Raw genomic sequence first — 19,396 nt, 5'->3', positions numbered from 1 at the left:
AAAATCACTCCAATGGCATTTTATAATACTATCATAGACACAACATGCGGTCAACGACAAATCCTTCGATTTGTCAAGACCGAATTGATTTAAATATTGAGTACCCTTTATCGCGGGTAACTGTCTCACACATACCGAATACGTCTTCCATCAATTTCTTCGCTGATGGTCCACCTTGTTTCTTTTGAATGACGACCCAAAGCTCGCCGCCGACGACAAGGTGATCATATGCTTCCCGGAGAATACGATGAACGACCGTTTTTCCTGCCCGAATCGGTGGATTCGTCACGATCGCTGCGAATGTCGATTCGCCTACCCCATCATACCCGTCACTCACACCGGTCGTCACGGAAACACCGTTCGCGCGCGCATTGTCTGCCGCTAGTTCGAGCGCCCGTTCATTGACATCGATCAAGTGTGCCGGACGACCAGTCGACTTCGAAAGCGCAATACCCATCGGTCCGTATCCGCAACCGACATCCAAGATGTCTCCCGCTACAGCCGGTTCCGTGAATGCCTCGATCAACAGACGGGAACCAAAATCGATTCCGTTCTTCGAAAAGACACCATGATCCGATGTAAAGCGGAGCGTCTGACCACGCAGAACATATTCCCACGTCTTCGGATCTCGTTTCGATGAAGGGTCATTCGTATAATAATGATCCGCCATGCTTCCTTCCCCTCTCATGTAAAAGATGAAAACAAAAGAAGCTCGCAATGCGAGCTTCTTTTGTTTCTACGGAAGAAGAAAATTACTTAACTTCTACAGTAGCGCCAGCTTCTTCAAGCTTAGCTTTCATTGCTTCAGCGTCTTCTTTCGAAACGCCTTCTTTAACTGGTGCTGGAGTTCCGTCTACGAGAGCTTTCGCTTCTTTAAGACCGAGACCAGTCAATTCGCGAACTGCTTTGATGACGTTGATTTTACCAGATCCAGCGTTAGTAAGGATAACGTCGAATTCAGTTTGCTCTTCAGCTGCTGCGCCTGCGCCAGCACCTGCAACTGCTACTGGAGCTGCTGCTGATACGCCGAATTCTTCTTCGATTGTTTTTACGAGTTCGTTAAGTTCAAGAACAGTCATGCCCTTGAGGTCTTCGATAAATTGCTCTTTGTTGAAAGCCATTATGGTTTTCCTCCTTTGATTTAGCCCACGTTGGGGTGTGAAAATTGTGTTAGTTGCCTATCCCGCTAAGCAGAAATTAAGCAGATTGTTCTTCTTTTTTCTCTGCGATTGCGTTCGTTGCCACCGCGAGTCCACGGATTGGCGCTTGAAGCACGCTGAGGAGCATCGAAAGGAGACCTTCGCGTGATGGAAGTTCCGCAAGGGCTTTGACATCTTCTACTGAAGTGACTTTGCCTTCGATGATACCACCTTTAAGTTCGAGAGCCTTGTGCGTTTTAGCGAAGTCGTTCAAGATCTTAGCTGGCGCGATAACGTCTTCATTGCTGAAGGCGATCGCACTAGGACCTGTGAAGACTTCATCAAGACCTTCGAGGTTGCTTTGAACTGCCGCGCGGCGGAGGAGACCGTTTTTGTAAACTTTGAATTCAACGCCCGCTTCGCGGAGTTGTTTACGAAGTTCAGTGACTTCTTCTACTGTGAGACCACGGTAGTCGACGACAACTGTTCCTGCGCTCGCTTGGAGTTTCTCAGCGATCTCAGATACGAGATCCGCTTTGACAGCGATAACTTTTTCGTTTGCCATTTCTGTTGCACCTCCTGGTAGATGAAATGTACCGGTGCGAGGGGCTGCTCGATTTCAAATAAAAAGCCTCCGTCTGCAGAGCAGAGGAGGCGTAATCGTCAAAAAGGATACCTGAACAAACAGGCTCTCTGAGCAAGAACACCTCGGAAGGATTTATGCCCATGTGAGCACCTTCTGTCTACGGTATGTCGAAATATATCAACGTTTTATACTGTAACAGCGTTCTTAGAACGTTGTCAAGTTCGTTTTAGACGAAATTATTTCGCGAAGTCAGCTGAAGATACTTTTACACCAGGACCCATTGTAGAAGCGATCGCGATGTTCTTAAGGTATACACCTTTAGCAGTAGCAGGCTTAACTTTTACGAGAGTTTCGATAACTGTGTTGATGTTCTCAACGAGTTTCTCGTTATCGAATGATTTTTTACCGACAGGAACGTGGATGTTACCTGATTTGTCGACACGGTACTCAACTTTACCAGCTTTGATATCGTTGATTGCTTTTGTGACGTCAAATGTAACTGTACCTGTTTTCGGGTTTGGCATGAGGCCTTTTGGTCCGAGAACGCGACCAAGTTTACCAACTTCACCCATCATGTCTGGTGTCGCGACGATAACGTCGAAATCGAACCATCCTTGTTGGATTTTGTTGATGTACTCAGCATCACCAGCGTAATCTGCTCCAGCAGCTTCCGCTTCTTTTAATTTCTCACCTTTCGCGAAGACGAGAACTTTTTGTGTTTTACCAGTACCGTGCGGCAATACGACTGCTCCACGGATTTGTTGGTCTGCTTTCTTCGGATCTACTCCGAGACGAACAGCCAATTCGATAGTCTCATCGAATTTCGCAGTTGCAGATTTTTTAGTCAAATCTACAGCTTCTGCGAGTTCGTATGAAACCGTACGATCGATAAGCTTAGCAGCTTCTTTGTACTTCTTACCCATTTTAGGTTCCTCCTTTGTGGTTGTGCGGAAAATCCTCCCACATAATGAAAGGGTAGCAGGCTTCAAGAAACTATCCGCCTGCGACCCTCATCGTTGTTCATGGTAATCAAAAAGACATTAGTCTTCGATTACGATACCCATAGAACGTGCAGTACCTTCAACCATCAACATTGCTGTTTCAACAGATGATGCGTTAAGGTCTGGCATTTTTGTTTCAGCGATTTCACGAACTTTGTCACGTTTGACAGTCGCTACTTTCTTACGGTTCGGTTCACCTGAACCACTCTCGATTCCAGCTGCTTTCTTCAAGAGAACTGCTGCTGGAGGAGTTTTAGTGATGAATGTGAATGAACGATCTTCAAAAACCGTGATGACTACAGGGATAATCAAGCCGGCTTGGTCTTGTGTACGAGCGTTGAACTCTTTACAGAAGCCCATGATGTTCACACCTGCTTGACCGAGTGCCGGTCCAACTGGTGGAGCTGGGTTTGCTTTGCCCGCAGGAATTTGAAGTTTTACGAGTTTCATAACCTTCTTCGCCACGAGACACACCTCCTTAATTCTTTAATGTGGTTTAATTGGACGTTGCGCGTCCTCCCACTCATTCTATTCGACGAGTTATTTATCGAAATAAGCACAACATCAAACACGAAAAATTGTATCATTAAAACAAAACATTCGCAATAGGAAACTTAATCGATTTTATCGACCTGTGCGAAATCAAGCTCGACCTTCGTTTCGCGACCGAACATATCAACAGAGACTTTCATTTTCTCAGCATCTGTATCAAGCTCCTCGATCGTACCTTCGAGATTTTCAAAAGCTCCTTCTTTGATTCGGACGATTTGTCCGAGTGAGAAGTCGTAACGGCTCTTCAGATCGACGAGACCCATTGATCCAAGGATGTTTTCTGCTTCTTCCGGAAGGAGTGGTGTCGGTTTTGAACCGCCGCCGACTGATCCGAGGAAGCCCGTGACGTTCGGAGTATTCCGGACGACATACCAAGAATCATCCGTCATGACCATCTCGACGAGGACATACCCCGGGAAGATCTTGACTTCACGTTCCTTGATTTTCGTTTCTCCCTTTTTGTTCGTTACTTCTTCTTGTACTGTTTCAATCGGAACGAGTACACGGAAGATTTTTTCGTCCATGTTCATGGATTCAATCCGACGTTCAAGGTTCGCCTTGACGTTGTTTTCGAATCCGGAATACGTTTGGACGACAAACCATTGTTTCTCCATGGTAGGCCACCTCTTCTTTTTACTTAATCAACCAGCTCATCAATGCGCTAAGCCCTGAATCGACGCCGAAGATGAAGACACCCATGAAGATCACCATACCGATGACCGTCAATGTGTATTTCGTCAGCTCTTTCCGTTTTGGCCAGCTCGTCTTTTTCAATTCATTCCATACGTCACGCAAAAATTTCATCGTACTTTCCCTCCAGGATGTAATAAATCGGGACAGATGAAGCCTTATTTCGCTTCTTTATGAATCGTATGCGCGTTACAACGACGGCAGAATTTCTTCAATTCCAAGCGGACAGTGACGTCCTCTTTTTTCATCGTCGTATAGTCGCGGGCACCGCAATTATCACAAGCAAGGCCTACTTTCTTCGCCATCTCAAAGCCCTCCTTCTTTGCCACTCTTCTCTTCTGTTGTGTTACTTTCCTTCCCAAAAAAGAGCGTAAAAAAAAACGCCTATGAGCGGCGTCTCGCTAGTAAGGCGCTAGTTATACAGTAGCATAGGAAGGGATTACGGTCAATCTACCTCTCTGTTAGACCGTCATCTTTCGTGCTTCGAGGTAACGTTCAAGCTTCCGCTTGACGCGTTGCAAGGCATTATCGATCGATTTGACATGACGATCAAGGTCGTCGGAGATTTCCTGATACGTCCGTCCGTCAAGATAGAGCGCGAGGACTTTTCGTTCGAGATCACTCAGAATCTCCTCCATCTTTGATTCGATGTCTGCGTATTCTTCCCGGTTGACGATCAAGATTTGTGGATCAGAAGGTGCTGTCGACGTGATGATATCCAGTAACGTCCGCTCTGATTCATCGTCATAGATCGGTTTATCGAGCGAGATGTACGAGTTTAATGGGATATGTTTCTGACGTGTTGCTGTCTTAATCGCAGTGATCATCTGTCGCGTGATGCATAATTCGGCAAATCCTTTAAACGAGGCGAGCTTATCCGTTCGGTAATCTCGTACCGCTTTATAGAGACCAATCATTCCTTCTTGAATGATATCTTCTCGGTCTGCCCCAATCAAAAAATAAGAACGGGCTTTGGCGCGTACGAAATTTCGATACCGCTCGATCAAAAATTCGAGCGCATCGCTGTTATCGAACTCTTTCGCTTGTTCTACAAGCGCTTCATCGGTCATGCACTCAAACTGGTCGAACGAAACCAAACTCATCCTGTATCCCTCCAAGCATCATTGACGAATAGTTCAATTGTTTTTAATTATACAATAATTACCTGTCGCACGACAATGAAAATTGGCATGACCTCTTTTGTTGTATCCAAAATGTATCTTTTCTATAAAAAACCACCGTTCTTCCGAATAAAGGAGAACGGTGGATCGCTCATGCGAATGGTTCATATCATGTATCTGAATTCTTTCGGCGACGAATCGCTTCGAGACGTGCGAGGACGTCTTCCGGTAAATCAATCTTCGAGCGCGGTTGAGCCGCTGTCTTCGCGGACGTCGTCTGTTGTTTGATGACGGCAACTGCCGCTTTCCATTCACGCCGGAGTTCCTGCGCCGATATACGGAGTGCGCCAAGCGTGAAGATGACCCACTGCTCCGTGTAATCATTCGTCGCTACTGTTAGCTTGACCCGAATATCCTGTAACCAATCAGCAGCTGTCTTTTCAATCCATTCATCTGCCGTTTCGTTCTCCCGTGTATAGACGATCTCGATTCCACTTTTTTGCATCCGAGACTCACGGCCCGGTTGCAGATAGGCATCAAAGACGATCGTAACGCTGATCCCTGTGACGGCTTGGTACTCCGCCATCGCATGAATCAACCGTTCCCGTGCTAATTCAAAGTCTTGCTCCCGCAACGTCCTAAATTCTGGCCATGCGCCAATGATATTGTAGCCATCTACGATGAGACGATCATATTTCATCGCGCATACGGCTTTCTAGTCCGGTAGACTTCATATAATAATAGCGAAGCCGCCACCGATGCGTTGAGCGACGTGACATGTCCTGCCATCGGGAGGTGGACGAGGAAGTCACATTTCTCACGGACGAGCCGGCTCATTCCTTTTCCTTCACTTCCAATGACGATTCCGAGCGGCATCGTCCCATCGAGTGTCCGGTAGTCGTCACTTTCACGTGCATCCGTTCCCACGAACCAGATGCCTTGTTTCTTTAGATCCTCCATCGTCCGAGCGAGGTTCGTCACGCGAACGACCGGGATATGTTCAATCGCGCCTGTTGATGCTTTCGCAACGACTTGTGTCAATCCGACTGAGCGACGCTTCGGAATAATGATCCCGTGTGCCCCGACAGCATCTGCCGTCCGCAAGATTGATCCGAGATTGTGTGGATCTTCGAGCTCATCAAGCATGATCAAGAGCGGTGTTTCATCCTTTTGACGTGCAAGCTCGAAGATATCTTCCATCTCGGCATACTCATACGCAGCAACCGCTGCGACGACACCTTGGTGATTTTCCGTTCCAGCTAAACCGGTTAACCGCGAACGCGGGACGAGCTGGATTTGAATGCCCGCTTCCTGCGCCATCGCATGGATGACGGCAAGCGGTCCTTTTTGTTGTCCTTCCTGCAAGAACAGCTTGTTCATCTCTCGTCCACTCCGCAATGCCTCTAGGACCGGATTACGACCTGACAAGAAATCTTGTCCTTCTTCGAGTGGTTCGATCACGACGGGCTGTTCCTTGACTGGAGCGGCTTTTCGTTTCTCTTGTGCTGGGCGCTGTGCCTTCGTTTTCGGCTTCGCACCGGTAGCCTTAGGATTCGTCTGTTTTTTCGGCTTCGAGTAGTTCGAACGCTTGTCCGATGAGTTCTTCAAGGCGATCCCCTCCTTCTGAAAGATAAATATAACCGAGCAATGCTTCAAATGCTGTCGCGTAGCGATACGTGTGGACGTCCGTGCTCTTCGGGACAGAACCGGATTTCGCGTTCTTTCCGCGCCGAACGACCGCTGCTTCTTCTTCCGTCAGCGCATCCGTGTTCAACCAGTGCGTCACGACCGTCGCTTGTGCTTGAGCCCGAACGTACCGGACAGCTACTTTATGCAACTCGCCCGGCTTCACATAACCTTGTTCGAGCAATCGCTCCCGCACACGAATCTCATAGACGACATCGCCCATGTACGCTAACGCGAGTGCATTCAGTTGTTTGTAGTTCTTCATCCGCGCTTCCACCGCATCCCTTGCGCTGTGTCTTCCAGCAAGATGCCTTGATCACGCAGCTGATCGCGGATTGCGTCCGCTCGTGCGAAGTCACGATTTTGACGGGCTGTGTTCCGCTCTTCGATCAACTGTTCGACTTCTTCATCGAGTAAGCCTTTGTCGACTGTCAACGTGACACCGAGGACATCTGATAATTCCGAGAAGAGTGCGAGGAACTGTTCGAGCACCTGTTTCGACACATGTGCTTCTCCGAGGTACAAGTTGGCTTCTTTCGAAAGATCGAATAAATCCGTCACAGCGTTCGCTGTATTAAAATCATCATCCATCGATGTGATGAAATGTTCCTTGATCGCCGCTAGACGATTCAACCACTTCTCGTCACCTGTTCCGAGATCAGCCGTCATGTCAAGGCGGTGTTCGATGTTTGCGACCGATTCCCGAATCCGTGCGAGACCATTCGCTGCTTGATCGATCAGTTCACGACTGTAGTTGATCGGGTGACGATACTGAACCGATAACATGAAGAAACGTAACACCATCGGATCAACCGCTTGGATCGCTTCATGGACCGTCAAGAAGTTACCGAGCGACTTCGACATCTTCTCGTTTTCGATGTTCAAGAACCCGTTATGCATCCAGTAGTTCGCGAATTTCTGTGAGTTGCATGCTTCAGACTGGGCGATCTCATTCTCATGATGCGGGAATTTCAAGTCTTGTCCACCAGCATGAATGTCGATCGTCTCCCCGAGATATTTCTTCGCCATCGCCGAGCACTCGATGTGCCAGCCTGGTCGCCCTTCGCCCCATGGACTTGTCCATGCCGGCTCTCCTGGTTTTGCTGCTTTCCAGAGCACGAAATCAAGCGGATCTTCTTTTTTCTCTCCGACTTCGATTCGTGCGCCTGCGCGCAATTCATCGATCGACTGTTGGCTCAATTGACCATAATCCTTGAAACTACGCGTCCGGAAGTAGACATCCCCGCTTGATGCGTAGGCATTGCCTTTTTCGACGAGGACTTCGATGAAGGCGATGATATCGTCCATCGTTTCCGTGACGAGTGGATGGATATCCGCTTTTTGGACATTCAAGGCGCCCGTATCCGCGTGATACGCCTCGATGAAACGTTTCGTCAACGCATGATAGTCTTCTCCGAGTTCGTTCGCTGTCCGGATGATCTTATCATCGACGTCCGTGAAGTTCGAGACATATTTAACTTCGTATCCGCGGTATGTGAAGTAGCGACGGACCGTATCGAAAACGATGGCTGGACGCGCGTTCCCGATATGAATGTAGTTGTAAACCGTCGGGCCACAGACATACATCTTGACCTTTCCTTCTTCTAATGGTTTAAATGGTTCCTTTTTTCCGGTCATGCTGTTGTACAGTTGAATCATGACGTCGCCCTCCTTTAATCCGTTCAATTTCTTGTTTTAATACTTCTAGTTCCATTTCAATCCGCTCTTGGCATTCGCTGACCGGATCCGGGAAACGATGATCAAGTGGTGCTTCGACCTTCATGCCGTCTTGAATGACGACACGTCCCGGAATGCCTACGACAGTCGCATTGGGAGGAACGTGTTTTAAGACGACGGAACTAGCACCGATTTTTGAGTATGCCCCAATCGTGATATCACCAAGGACACGGGCACCGGCAGAGACAAGTACGCCGTCTTCAATCGTCGGATGACGCTTTCCTGTTTCTTTCCCCGTTCCGCCGAGTGTCACGCCTTGAAACAACGTGACATCATCCCCAATGATCGTCGTCTCACCAATGACGACACCCATCCCGTGGTCAATAAAGAATCGGCGTCCAATCGTCGCTCCTGGATGAATCTCGATGCCTGTCAAAAAGCGACTGAACTGCGAAATTAATCGACCGAGTAAGCGAAACTTTGCGTTCCAGAGTCGATGGGCCAGGCGATGCATCCAAATCGCATGTAAGCCCGGGTATGTCAAAATGACTTCTAACGTGCTGCGGGCAGCTGGATCTTGCTCAAACACATTGCGGATATCTTCTCGTATCCGTGTCATATACGTTCTCCTCTCCATAAGAAAAAGCGCCTCTATGCATTGCTGCACAGAGACGCTAACGAAGCGCGGTCCCACTCTGTTTGGACGATTGACTCGTCCCTCTCGACGTCCGTTAACGCCGGAGATACGTCTGCGCCTACTCTCACGGATTTCGGGCAGCACTCAGAGGGGCATTTCATGATTCGCTTCTTCAAGCCCTCGCACCATTCGAGCTTGTCTCTGGAGAAGAAGACGCATCGTTACTTTCCTCGTCTACGCTTTCGTTATTCTGCTTCAAGCCGTGCAAGCACACGGTCTTTTCCTAGTAATTGAATCGTGTTCGGGAGTTCTGGACCATGCGTCTGTCCTGTCGTCGCGACACGAATTGGCATGAATAAATTCTTTCCTTTTTGACCAGTCGCTTTTTGCGTCGCTTTGATCGATGCTTTAATTGCTTCTGGTGTCCACTCTTCGAGAGCGCGTAACTGGTTCGCGAATTCTGCAAGTACAGTCGGAACCGTCTCGCCACTCAAGACAGTGTTTGCCTCTTCATCATACACCACTTCGTCCTCAAAGAACATCTCTGAAAGCTTGACGATTTCCGCGCCATGCGTCATCTGTTCGCGGTATAACGCAACGAGATCACGTGCCCAAGCGAGCTCTTCTTCTGAAGGTGACGCTTCGACGCGACCTGCTTCTTGTAAGAACGGAAGACTGGCTTCGAATACTTCTTCGAACGATTGATGTTTCATGTACTGGCTGTTGATCCAAGCCAATTTGTTTTGGTCAAAGACAGCTGGACTCTTCGACAGACGATCCGCGTCAAAGATTTCGATGAACTCTTCTTTCGTGAAGATTTCTTGTTCACCGACTGGTGACCAACCGAGAAGCGTGATGAAGTTGAGCAATGCTTCCGGGAGATAACCGAGCTCTTTATACTGCTCGATATACTGAATGATCGAGTGATCACGCTTCGAAAGTTTCTTGTGTGATTCGTTGACGATCAATGTCATGTGACCGAACGTCGGGTATTCCCAACCGAACGCATCATAGATCATCATCTGTTTCGGTGTGTTCGAAATATGATCATCCCCACGAAGAACATGGCTGATCGCCATTAAATGATCGTCGATGACGACGGCAAAGTTGTACGTCGGAATGCCATCTTTTTTGACGATGACCCAGTCACCGAAGTCTTTTGATTCGAATGAGACGTCGTCTTTAACGATATCATTCCATGTATACGTGACATCTTCCGGTACACGAATCCGAATCGACGGCGTGCGACCTTCTGCGCGGAACGCTTCTTCTTGTTCTGCTGTCAGGTTACGGTGCGCTCCTGAATAACGTGGTGCTTCTCCGCGTGCGATTTGTGCTTCGCGTTCTGCTTCGAGCTCTTCCGATGTCATGTAGCAACGGTAAGCAAGTCCTTTTTCAAGTAACTCGTCCGTGTACTTTTGGTAGATATCGAGACGCTCCATTTGTGAATAAGGACCGTACTCGCCACCGCGACCTGGACCTTCGTCCCAATCGACACCGAGCCACTCGAGGTTCTTCATTTGACTCTCGACACCACCTGCGATGTTCCGCTTTTGGTCCGTATCCTCGATTCGTAATACCATCTTACCGCCTAAGTGGCGCGCAAACAGATAGTTAAATAATGCAGTCCGGGCATTCCCGATATGCAAGTGTCCTGTTGGACTTGGGGCATAACGTACTCGTACTTCTGCCATTGCCAATCACTCCTTCGACTAAAATTCGCTTATCTAGTATACCTTATTCTTCGATTCGTTTCAGTAGAATCACTGCTTGACAAGCGATTCCCTCTTCTCGTCCCGTAAAACCTAACCATTCCGTCGTCGTTGCCTTGACATTGATCTGTTCAATGTCCGCTTCAAGTAATTCCGCGATCCGCGCACGCATCGTGTCGATGTACGGACGAAGCTTTGGTGCCTGTGCGATGACTGTCGCATCTAGGTTGCCAAGCTCATACCCTTGTTGTTTAACGAGCGCGTAGACATGCTGCAGCAATTTTGCTGAATCGGCATCCTTGAATTCCGGATCCGTATCCGGAAAATGTTTTCCGATATCCCCTGCTGCGATTGCACCAAGTGCCGCGTCGGCAATCGTATGTAACAAGACGTCTGCATCCGAGTGACCGAGCAATCCTTTCGTGTGCGGAATCTCGATGCCGCCTAAAATCAATTTCCGATCCTCTGCAAAGGCATGTACATCAAAACCTTGTCCAATTCGAATCATCGTCATTTCCCTCGTTTCATTAGAATCGCTTCACCGAACCACAAATCGTCCGGTGTCGTCATCTTGATATTTTCGTAGTGACCGTGGACGATCGTTACTTTTCCTCCGTCCCATTCTATCAAACTTGCATCATCGGTTCCTAGGTATTTCGTTGCCGCTTTTTCGTGAACCGTGCGAATCGTCGCAAGATCAAACGCTTGTGGTGTCTGGGCTGCCATCAGGTGTTCCCGCGGGACGGTCTCGCTGATATGGTTCGCTTCAATCCGTTTGACCGTGTCTTTAATCGGCACGGCAAGAATCGCTGCCTGATCTAGGACTGCCGCCTGGACGACTGCATGAATCGCTGCTTGTGAAATGAACGGTCGGGCACCATCATGGATCAGAACGATTCCTTCGCCTTCTAACGCTTCAAGACCACGGAGAACACTTTCCTGACGTTCGGCACCACCCGCGACAAGTCTAATCGATGTCTTATAAGACGCGATAATACTTGTAAACCATTCCTGTTCTAATGGATTGATCGCAAGGACAATTTCCGTACATGCTGGATCTGCCTCGAAGACATCTAGTGTCCAAGCGATGATTGGACGTTCTCTTAGTTCAAGCATCAATTTATTACGATCTGCGCCCATCCGCTTACCGGCACCGGCAGCGGGGATGACGACGCGATATGTGGCTGTAGACATCCCATTCCCTCTTTTCTTTCTCACTGATCATCGTGATCCATTCCATCACACCGAAAACGGACTCGATCATGAAATCGAATCCGTTGCGGGGTCTATCCGAATGCCTCTCGATGTCTCTCTAGGCATAGTGTCTCATTTTTCTTGTGGTTTCGCAAAAATCATTCGTCCAGCTGACGTCTGCAAGACACTTGTGACGACAACGCCAATCGTTTTCGAAATCAGATGTTTTCCGCCTTCGACGACGACCATCGTCCCATCTTCGAGATAGGCAATGCCCTGTTTTTGTTCTTTTCCTTCCTTGATGACAAGAACGGTCATCTCTTCTCCTGGAATGACGACTTGTTTGACGGCATTCGCCAGGTCATTGATGTTAAGAACAGGAACATGTCGGACTTCACAGACTTTGTTCAAGTTATAGTCGTTCGTGACGACGATCCCTTTGACGAGTTCCGCGAGTTTGATCAGTTTAATATCGACTTCCGGTACATCCTCGAAATCGCCATCATAAATTTCGACTTCGACTCCAGGAATCTCTTGTAACTCTTTTAAAACATCGAGTCCACGACGTCCACGGTTTCGTTTCAACGTATCCGAAGAATCGGCGATGTACTGCAACTCACCGATGACGAATTGCGGGACGATCAGTTTTCCTTCGACAAAACCGGTCTTCGTGATATCCGTAATTCGTCCGTCGATGATGACGCTCGTATCGAGTACCTTGCTGTTTGATTTAACTGGGACGACGACTTCTGGCGTCGCCTTTTTCTCACTTTGGTTACTACGTAAGAAGATTTTCGTCAATTCATGACGTTTACGATACCCGACCGTAAAGCCAAGATATCCGAACAACGCGGTCACGAAGATCGTTAAGACGTTACTGAGGACAGGAATACCTACTAAATCAATCAATGTACTGACGAGGAAGGCTAGTACCAACCCAATCAACAAACCAAATGTTCCAAAAAAGAGATCTGCTACTGGGGCTTTGACGAGTCGTTCTTCTAAAAATCGGAGAAGTCGAATTACCGAATCCGTAATGAATAATCCAATTAATAAGAATATGAGTGCACCAATCGTTCCAGTTACGTATTCGCTCATCAACCATGCAGGGAATGTCGTATTCGTTGCCGTTTCAATTAATTGGAAGAACTGAGGAAGCAACAAAATCCCGAGGGCAAGTCCGAGTAATGCAAAAAATACCCGAATGACGATTTTCAATCTTCTCACCTCCTTTGCTTATTTTAAGTTCATTGTAACATGTACTGATTTGAACTACCTACGCCGGAAGGAGGGGAAACTGTTTACATATCCATTACAGTTCCCCCATTTTTTGCGTCATTCCAGCTTAAAACGGAATCGTTTCACGTAATGCTTCGTCCACACTCTCGACACCGACGACCGTAATTCCGTCTGGATACGTCCAACCACCTAAGTTGTTTTTCGGAATGATCGCCCGCGTGAAACCGAGTTTAGCTGCTTCTGCTACACGTTGTTCAATCCGCGATACACGGCGAACCTCACCTGTCAATCCGACCTCACCAATCACGACATCCGTCGGACGCGTCGGCTTGTCACGGAAACTAGAAGCAATTGCCACACAAACCGCCAAGTCAATCGCTGGTTCATCAAGCTTCACACCCCCGGCTGCCTTGAGGTACGCATCTTGTGTCTGAAGGAGAAGACCCGACCGTTTCTCAAGAACAGCCATCAATAAGGCCACCTTATTTTGATCGATTCCGGTCGCCATCCGTCTTGGATTCCCGAATGATGTCGGTGAAATCAGTGCTTGCAGTTCGACAAGGACGGTCCGTGTCCCTTCCATGGAAGCGACAATCGTCGAACCGGATACACCGGATGTCCGCTCTTCGAGGAAAATTTCTGACGGATTCAAGACCTCTTCAAGACCAGACTCCCGCATCTCAAAAATTCCGATCTCATTCGTTGAACCAAATCGGTTTTTGACGGCACGCAGAATCCGGAACGTATGATGACGTTCGCCTTCGAAATACAAGACGGCATCCACCATGTGCTCTAGTAAACGTGGTCCAGCAATCGAACCCTGTTTCGTGACGTGACCGACGATGAAGATCGCAATACCGCGACTCTTCGCAATTTTCATCAGCATCGCCGTACATTCACGTACCTGTGTCACGCTCCCGGGTGCGGACTGGATTTCATCGATGTAGACGGTTTGAATCGAGTCGATGATTAAAAAACGTGGCTGTTCTTCATCGACGACACGTTCAATCATGTTCATATCCGTCTCACTCAGGACGAACAAATCCTGTGTCGGTAAGCCAAGCCGTTCCGCCCGCAATTTTGTTTGTTTGAGCGATTCTTCTCCTGAGATGTAGAGCACTTTTTCGCCACGTTGGGCAAGACGTGCGCTCGTCTGCAGTAAAATCGTCGACTTCCCGATCCCCGGATCTCCTCCAACAAGCACCATCGAACCTGGAACGATACCGCCTCCGAGGACACGGTCGAATTCACCACTTCCGGTAAAGACGCGACTCTCTTCTTGCGAGACGATGTTCGCGAGGCGCTCTGGCTTCAATTGTTTTGTTGTCGTATGAACGAAAGCGGCACCGCGCCGCCCTTTTTTCTCTTCGACGACTTCTTCGACCATCGTGTTCCATTCTCCGCATCCTGAACAACGTCCCATCCATTTCGGTGATTCGGTCCCACAGCTTTGACAAACGAATTTTGTTTTTAACTTAGCCAATCGATTCATCCTTTCTGTTTCAAAAAAAGAACCAGCTTCGCTCAGAAAGTGCGAAAGCTGGCCCTGTGCTCAGTGCTTATTCCGTTGCTGCAGAACTCACGTGATTCCGGCGAACGATGAATTCGTTCTCTTCGACATCAAGCGCAACACGTTCTCCTTTTTGGATATCGCCTGCGAGCAATGCTTCTGACAACCGGTCTTCCGCTTCCCGTTGAAGGGCACGACGGATTGGACGTGCACCGTACTCTGGATCGTATCCGATATCGGCAATCTTCGAGAGGGCAGCTGGTGTCAATTCGAAATGAATTTCCTGTTCAGCCAAACGTTTTTCAAGGGTTTTCGCCATCAACTTCACAATCTCTTCGATGTGTTGTTTCTCGAGTGAGTGGAAGACGATCGTTTCATCAATTCGGTTCAAGAACTCTGGACGGAACGCCCGTTTAAGTTCTTCCATGACTTTATCTTTCATGTCTTTGTATTCGCGATCCGTATCTTCAGAAACAGCAAATCCGACATATTTATTACGTTTAAGGGCACTTGCACCGACGTTCGATGTCATGACGATGATCGTGTTACGGAAATCAACCGTCCGACCTTTCGAGTCTGTTAAGCGTCCATCATCAAGTACTTGCAAGAGAATGTTGAAGACTTCCGGGTGCGCCTTCTCGATTTCATCAAGTAAGATGACCGAGTATGGTTTCCGGCGAACTTTTTCAGTCAATTGACCGCCTTCTTCGTAACCGACATATCCTGGAGGTGAACCGACGAGACGGCTCGTTGCATGTTTCTCCATGTACTCTGACATGTCGATCCGGATGATTGCATCCTCATCTCCGAACATCGCTTCGGCAACCGCACGGGCGAGTTCTGTTTTACCAACCCCAGTAGGACCGAGGAAGATAAACGAACCGATCGGACGTTTTGGATCTTTCAGTCCAGCACGTGCGCGACGGATGGCTTTTGAAATCGATTTAACGGCTTCATTTTGTCCGATGACACGATTGTGAAGGATTTCTTCGAGGCGAAGGAGACGATCCGTCTCTTCTTCCGCGATCTTCGTGACCGGTACACCTGTCCAGTTGGCAACAACTTGTGCGATGTCATCTTTTGTGACTTCAAGTTTTTCGTTGCCTTGTTTATTCTGCCATTCCTCTTTCAAACGCTCAAGCTCATCGCGTAATTTTTGTTCCGTATCACGGAGGCTTGCTGCTTTTTCGAACTCTTGGCTTTGGACCGCTTCGTCCTTGTCCTTGCGGATGCCTTCAAGTTTCGCTTCGACTTCTTTTAAGTTCGGTGGTGCTGTGTATGAACGCAACCGAACTTTCGATGCCGCTTCGTCGATCAAATCGATCGCTTTATCCGGAAGGAAACGATCCGAAATGTATCGATCTGACAATGTGACGGCTTCTTGAATCGCTTCGTCTGTGATCGTCACACGGTGGTGTGCTTCATAACGATCGCGAAGACCAAATAGGATTTGTGTTGCTTCATCCGTTGTTGGCTCTGCGACTTGGATCGGTTGGAAACGACGTTCGAGTGCCGCGTCTTTCTCGATGTATTTCCGGTACTCATCAAGAGTCGTTGCTCCGATACACTGGAGTTCGCCTCGTGCGAGCGATGGTTTAAGGATGTTCGATGCATCGATCGCACCTTCTGCTCCACCCGCTCCGATCAATGTATGCAACTCATCAATGAAGAGAATGATGTTCCCCGCTTGACGAATCTCATCCATGACCTTTTTCAAACGATCTTCGAATTCACCACGGTATTTCGTACCAGCGACAAGTGTCCCCATGTCGAGTACCATAACACGTTTATTGCGTAACGTCTCCGGTACTTCATTGTTGATGATTTGTTGAGCGAGACCTTCGACGACAGCCGTTTTACCGACCCCTGGTTCCCCGATCAAGACCGGGTTATTTTTCGTCCGGCGGCTCAAGACTTCGATGACACGTTGAATTTCTTTCGCACGACCGATAACTGGATCAAGACGTGTTTCGCGCGCTTGTTGTGTCAAATCACGAGCAAGACCATCAAGTGTTGGTGTTGCGACACCTGAACCTGCTTGCGACGCGTTTGCTGTCGTTTCGCTGTTCCCGAGCAACTGGAGTACTTGCTGACGGGCTTTTGAAAGACTGATGCCCAAGTTATTCAAGACACGAGCAGCAACGCCCTCTCCTTCTCGAATCAATCCGAGCAAGAGGTGTTCTGTTCCAACGTAAGAGTGACCTAGTTTACGTGCCTCATCCATTGATAACTCGATGACTTTTTTCGCACGTGGTGTATAGTGAATCGTCGTTGCACCATCTTGTCCGCGACCGATTAATGCTTCGACTTCCATCTGAATTTTATCTGAACTGAGACCGAGTGCTGTTAAGGCTTTCGCAGCGATTCCGTCTCCTTCACGTACAAGTCCGAGTAAAATGTGTTCTGTTCCGATATTGTGGTGCCCCAACCGTACTGCCTCTTCTTGAGCAAGTGCCAATACACGTTGTGCACGTTCTGTGAATCGTCCAAACATCATTATGCAAAACCTCCTTGTGTGTGATCCCTGTTTGTCTGTTCGGTTAACATCGTCCGGATTCGTTTCGCCCGTTCGATGTCCCGTTCTCTAGATGTTAATTGTTTCCCGAAATGCTTTTGTAGAAAACCTGTTTGTAATGAAACGAGCAGTTGATGAAAAAGATTTGGAGGAAGAATGACCTCTAGTCCCAGACTGTCTGCTAAGCGAACATCCGATAGTCGTTCCGTTGCTTCCCGCGCTGTAATCAGTCGAGCTGATGTCAGGATACCGTAGGAACGATATAGTCTGTCCTCTAGTTCTTCTTGATACATCTCCAATAATCCTTTTCGTGCTGCCTGTTCTGCTTCAATTAATGCTTCGACGGCAAATTGATAGTCCGTGATCAGCATATCCTCACTTGCCCCAAGCGTCCGTTGGTTCGAAAGTTGGAACATGCGACCAGAGGCATCGCTTCCCTCGCCGTAACGCCCACGAATCGCGAATCCGAGCTGTCGTAAGTGTTTGATATAGCCTTGAATCTGATTCGTCAGGACCAGTCCCGGTAAGTGCAACATCACGGAAGCACGAAGACCTGTTCCGACGTTACTCGGACACGTCGTTAAATAACCGAGCGTGTCATCAAAAGCAATTTTAAATCGTTCACTGATCAAGCGATCGACTTGTTTTGCGATCCGAAACGCTTCTTCAAGTTGAAGTCCCGGTAATAACGTCTGGATTCGGAAATGATCCTCTTCGTTTACCATGACACTGATCTGCTCATCCTCACTAATGAAGAGTCCTGTCCGCGGATGACTCGCTAACGCTGGACTGATTAGATGCTTTTCTACTAAAGCGGTTCGCGTCAGGACATCTGCTTGATCGACGCGACCAAACCGGAACCCTTTCATCCCGTTTAGTTGGCGTTCTGTCTCTTCAATGAGTGCATTGGCTTGTGCTTCTGACAACATCGTTGAGAACGGGTAACGTGTCGTATTACGCGCCAATCGGATCCGTGTCGAAACGACGATGTCGTCAAAAGGAGAAGATTGATTCATCGATTCGCTTAAAGGGTGTTGGAGCAACTCTTCAAACATGACGCAAATCCTCCTCGACACTCTCAATCTGTTGTTTTATGACTTCTGCTTCTTCATAATCTTCTGCTAAGATTTTGCGGTTGAGCTGTTCTTTGAGTCGACTGAGTTGCTGGTTCAATCGTTTTTCAACGGATTCCTCATCAGGTCGTGAGCCATAATGTTGCGTATGACCGTGTTGGAACTGACGAACCATACCGTCGACTTCGTCTTTAAAAAATGAATAACAAGTCGGGCAACCGACTTTACGAAGATGAAGCAATTGTTGACGGGTCATACCGCAAGACGGACACGCCGTCCCTTGATATTCACGTGCTAACTCCCGCACACAAACCGAGCATAAGAATTTTTCATCGGTTTCCGATTCTTGTGGAAGTTTGACACGGACGATTGCTTCTCGTTCGCCACATCGTTGACAACGCATCGTGCATTCCTCCAATGTCCGACGACTAGAGTCGCTTCATGGTTTGAAGAAGCGTCCGCATCAAGTGGGCACGCATCCGGTGTTGATCTTCGACCGCCATTGGCAAACTCTCTTTTTGCAACAGCGATTGAATCAAAATAGCTTCCCGCCGCGTCAGTAATTGTTCGTTCATCAAACGAATCAAATAATCTTCTGCAGCTTGTTCCGTCAAATGATCACCGATCCATGAACTGACTTCGTCTAATAGATCGTGACTATCGAGCACAACGATTTTTTGAATCCGAATGTATCCGCCGCCACCCCGTTTACTTTCAACGAAATAACCCTTTTCGACCGTAAAACGAGTATTAATGACGTAGTTGATTTGTGATGGAACACAGTCAAAACGTTGTGCAATTTCTTGACGTTTGATTTCAATCGTCTTTTCGTCGTGTAAAATTTGCTTTAAATAGGCTTCGATGATATCTGTGATGTTTTGCATTGGCACCACCTCTCTGACCATCTTTGACTATTGTTTGATTTAATAGTAATCATCTAAAAAAAGAAATGCAACTGATAAGACTTTTTAGAAAACACAAAAAGACCGATCTGCAATCTACAGATCGGTCAAGTGCCTGGCAACGTCCTATCCTCACAGGGGGAAGCCCCCAACTACTTTCGG

At 47.9% G+C, this 19,396-nt stretch carries 23 protein-coding genes and 2 other annotated features; all 23 genes read right to left on the bottom strand.

Annotation, left to right across the window (positions count from 1 at the left end; translation table 11 throughout):
• Nucleotides 1–73: 73 nt before the first annotated feature.
• On the bottom strand, nt 74–670 hold the full coding sequence (locus ASF99_RS02130; RefSeq protein ID WP_023466614.1) for a class I SAM-dependent methyltransferase: 597 nt from the start codon (nt 668–670) through the stop codon (nt 74–76).
• Between the two features lie 82 nt (nt 671–752).
• Complete coding sequence (gene rplL, locus ASF99_RS02125) at nt 753–1,121, bottom strand: 50S ribosomal protein L7/L12 (RefSeq protein ID WP_023466613.1); 369 nt, start codon at nt 1,119–1,121, stop codon at nt 753–755.
• A gap of 76 nt (nt 1,122–1,197) precedes the next feature.
• Nucleotides 1,198–1,704 (bottom strand): 50S ribosomal protein L10, encoded by a 507-nt coding sequence (gene rplJ, locus ASF99_RS02120; RefSeq protein ID WP_055966763.1) that lies wholly within the window; start codon nt 1,702–1,704, stop codon nt 1,198–1,200.
• Nucleotides 1,705–1,754: 50 nt separating this feature from the next.
• Nucleotides 1,755–1,906: a sequence feature (ribosomal protein L10 leader region), on the bottom strand.
• Between the two features lie 55 nt (nt 1,907–1,961).
• Nucleotides 1,962–2,648, bottom strand: a complete 687-nt coding sequence (gene rplA, locus ASF99_RS02115; RefSeq protein WP_023466610.1) for a 50S ribosomal protein L1 — start codon at nt 2,646–2,648, stop codon at nt 1,962–1,964.
• 117 nt (nt 2,649–2,765) lie between these two features.
• Entirely contained in the window at nt 2,766–3,191 is a 426-nt protein-coding gene (gene rplK, locus ASF99_RS02110; RefSeq protein ID WP_023466609.1) for a 50S ribosomal protein L11, read from the bottom strand.
• A 149-nt stretch (nt 3,192–3,340) separates the two neighbouring features.
• Entirely contained in the window at nt 3,341–3,892 is a 552-nt protein-coding gene (gene nusG, locus ASF99_RS02105) for a transcription termination/antitermination protein NusG (protein ID WP_023466607.1), read from the bottom strand.
• A 19-nt stretch (nt 3,893–3,911) separates the two neighbouring features.
• On the bottom strand, nt 3,912–4,082 hold the full coding sequence (gene secE, locus ASF99_RS02100; protein WP_023466605.1) for a preprotein translocase subunit SecE: 171 nt from the start codon (nt 4,080–4,082) through the stop codon (nt 3,912–3,914).
• 44 nt (nt 4,083–4,126) lie between these two features.
• Entirely contained in the window at nt 4,127–4,273 is a 147-nt protein-coding gene (gene rpmG, locus ASF99_RS02095) for a 50S ribosomal protein L33 (RefSeq protein WP_023466603.1), read from the bottom strand.
• A 156-nt stretch (nt 4,274–4,429) separates the two neighbouring features.
• Complete coding sequence (sigH, locus tag ASF99_RS02090) at nt 4,430–5,071, bottom strand: RNA polymerase sporulation sigma factor SigH (RefSeq protein WP_023469884.1); 642 nt, start codon at nt 5,069–5,071, stop codon at nt 4,430–4,432.
• Between the two features lie 187 nt (nt 5,072–5,258).
• Nucleotides 5,259–5,789 (bottom strand): NYN domain-containing protein, encoded by a 531-nt coding sequence (locus ASF99_RS02085; RefSeq protein WP_035399363.1) that lies wholly within the window; start codon nt 5,787–5,789, stop codon nt 5,259–5,261.
• Nucleotides 5,786–6,550: a 23S rRNA (guanosine(2251)-2'-O)-methyltransferase RlmB gene (rlmB, locus tag ASF99_RS02080; protein ID WP_035399377.1), complete on the bottom strand. Its 765-nt coding sequence runs from the start codon at nt 6,548–6,550 to the stop codon at nt 5,786–5,788. Before rlmB ends, ASF99_RS02085 begins: the two co-directional genes overlap by 4 nt.
• Before the next feature lie 85 nt (nt 6,551–6,635).
• Nucleotides 6,636–7,040 (bottom strand): Mini-ribonuclease 3, encoded by a 405-nt coding sequence (locus ASF99_RS02075; RefSeq protein ID WP_055966759.1) that lies wholly within the window; start codon nt 7,038–7,040, stop codon nt 6,636–6,638.
• A complete protein-coding gene (gene cysS / locus ASF99_RS02070; protein WP_055966755.1) occupies nt 7,037–8,434 on the bottom strand; it encodes a cysteine--tRNA ligase in 1,398 nt (465 codons plus the stop codon). Before cysS ends, ASF99_RS02075 begins: the two co-directional genes overlap by 4 nt.
• Complete coding sequence (epsC, locus tag ASF99_RS02065) at nt 8,388–9,107, bottom strand: serine O-acetyltransferase EpsC (protein WP_255343794.1); 720 nt, start codon at nt 9,105–9,107, stop codon at nt 8,388–8,390. Before epsC ends, cysS begins: the two co-directional genes overlap by 47 nt.
• 9 nt (nt 9,108–9,116) lie before the next feature.
• Nucleotides 9,117–9,335, bottom strand: a binding site (T-box leader).
• Nucleotides 9,335–10,783 (bottom strand): glutamate--tRNA ligase, encoded by a 1,449-nt coding sequence (gene gltX, locus ASF99_RS02060; protein WP_023466595.1) that lies wholly within the window; start codon nt 10,781–10,783, stop codon nt 9,335–9,337. It overlaps the preceding feature by 1 nt.
• Nucleotides 10,784–10,826: 43 nt before the next feature.
• Complete coding sequence (gene ispF / locus ASF99_RS02055) at nt 10,827–11,309, bottom strand: 2-C-methyl-D-erythritol 2,4-cyclodiphosphate synthase (protein WP_029343079.1); 483 nt, start codon at nt 11,307–11,309, stop codon at nt 10,827–10,829.
• Between the two features lie 2 nt (nt 11,310–11,311).
• Nucleotides 11,312–11,995, bottom strand: coding sequence for a 2-C-methyl-D-erythritol 4-phosphate cytidylyltransferase (gene ispD, locus ASF99_RS02050; protein ID WP_055966751.1), 684 nt, complete (start codon nt 11,993–11,995; stop codon nt 11,312–11,314).
• A 132-nt stretch (nt 11,996–12,127) separates the two neighbouring features.
• On the bottom strand, nt 12,128–13,213 hold the full coding sequence (locus tag ASF99_RS02045; protein WP_023466590.1) for a PIN/TRAM domain-containing protein: 1,086 nt from the start codon (nt 13,211–13,213) through the stop codon (nt 12,128–12,130).
• Nucleotides 13,214–13,340: 127 nt separating this feature from the next.
• Entirely contained in the window at nt 13,341–14,717 is a 1,377-nt protein-coding gene (radA, locus tag ASF99_RS02040) for a DNA repair protein RadA (protein WP_029343076.1), read from the bottom strand.
• Nucleotides 14,718–14,793: 76 nt separating this feature from the next.
• The gene (gene clpC / locus ASF99_RS02035) at nt 14,794–17,241 is read right to left on the bottom strand and encodes an ATP-dependent protease ATP-binding subunit ClpC (RefSeq protein WP_055966748.1); all 2,448 of its coding nucleotides are present in this window, start codon (nt 17,239–17,241) and stop codon (nt 14,794–14,796) included.
• Nucleotides 17,241–18,314 carry a protein arginine kinase gene (locus tag ASF99_RS02030; RefSeq protein WP_055966745.1) on the bottom strand — a complete coding sequence of 358 codons (1,074 nt, stop codon included), beginning with the start codon at nt 18,312–18,314 and terminating at the stop codon, nt 17,241–17,243. Before ASF99_RS02030 ends, clpC begins: the two co-directional genes overlap by 1 nt.
• Nucleotides 18,307–18,735, bottom strand: coding sequence for a hypothetical protein (locus ASF99_RS02025; RefSeq protein ID WP_023466580.1), 429 nt, complete (start codon nt 18,733–18,735; stop codon nt 18,307–18,309). Before ASF99_RS02025 ends, ASF99_RS02030 begins: the two co-directional genes overlap by 8 nt.
• A gap of 25 nt (nt 18,736–18,760) precedes the next feature.
• Entirely contained in the window at nt 18,761–19,216 is a 456-nt protein-coding gene (locus ASF99_RS02020) for a CtsR family transcriptional regulator (RefSeq protein ID WP_023466578.1), read from the bottom strand.
• Nucleotides 19,217–19,396 lie beyond the last annotated feature (180 nt).

It is taken from the genome of Exiguobacterium sp. Leaf187 (assembly GCF_001423925.1).
Lineage (GTDB): Bacteria > Bacillota > Bacilli > Exiguobacteriales > Exiguobacteriaceae > Exiguobacterium_A > Exiguobacterium_A indicum.
Note: the sequence above shows the minus strand (reverse complement) of the source record. Positions and strands in the feature narration are given on the sequence as shown.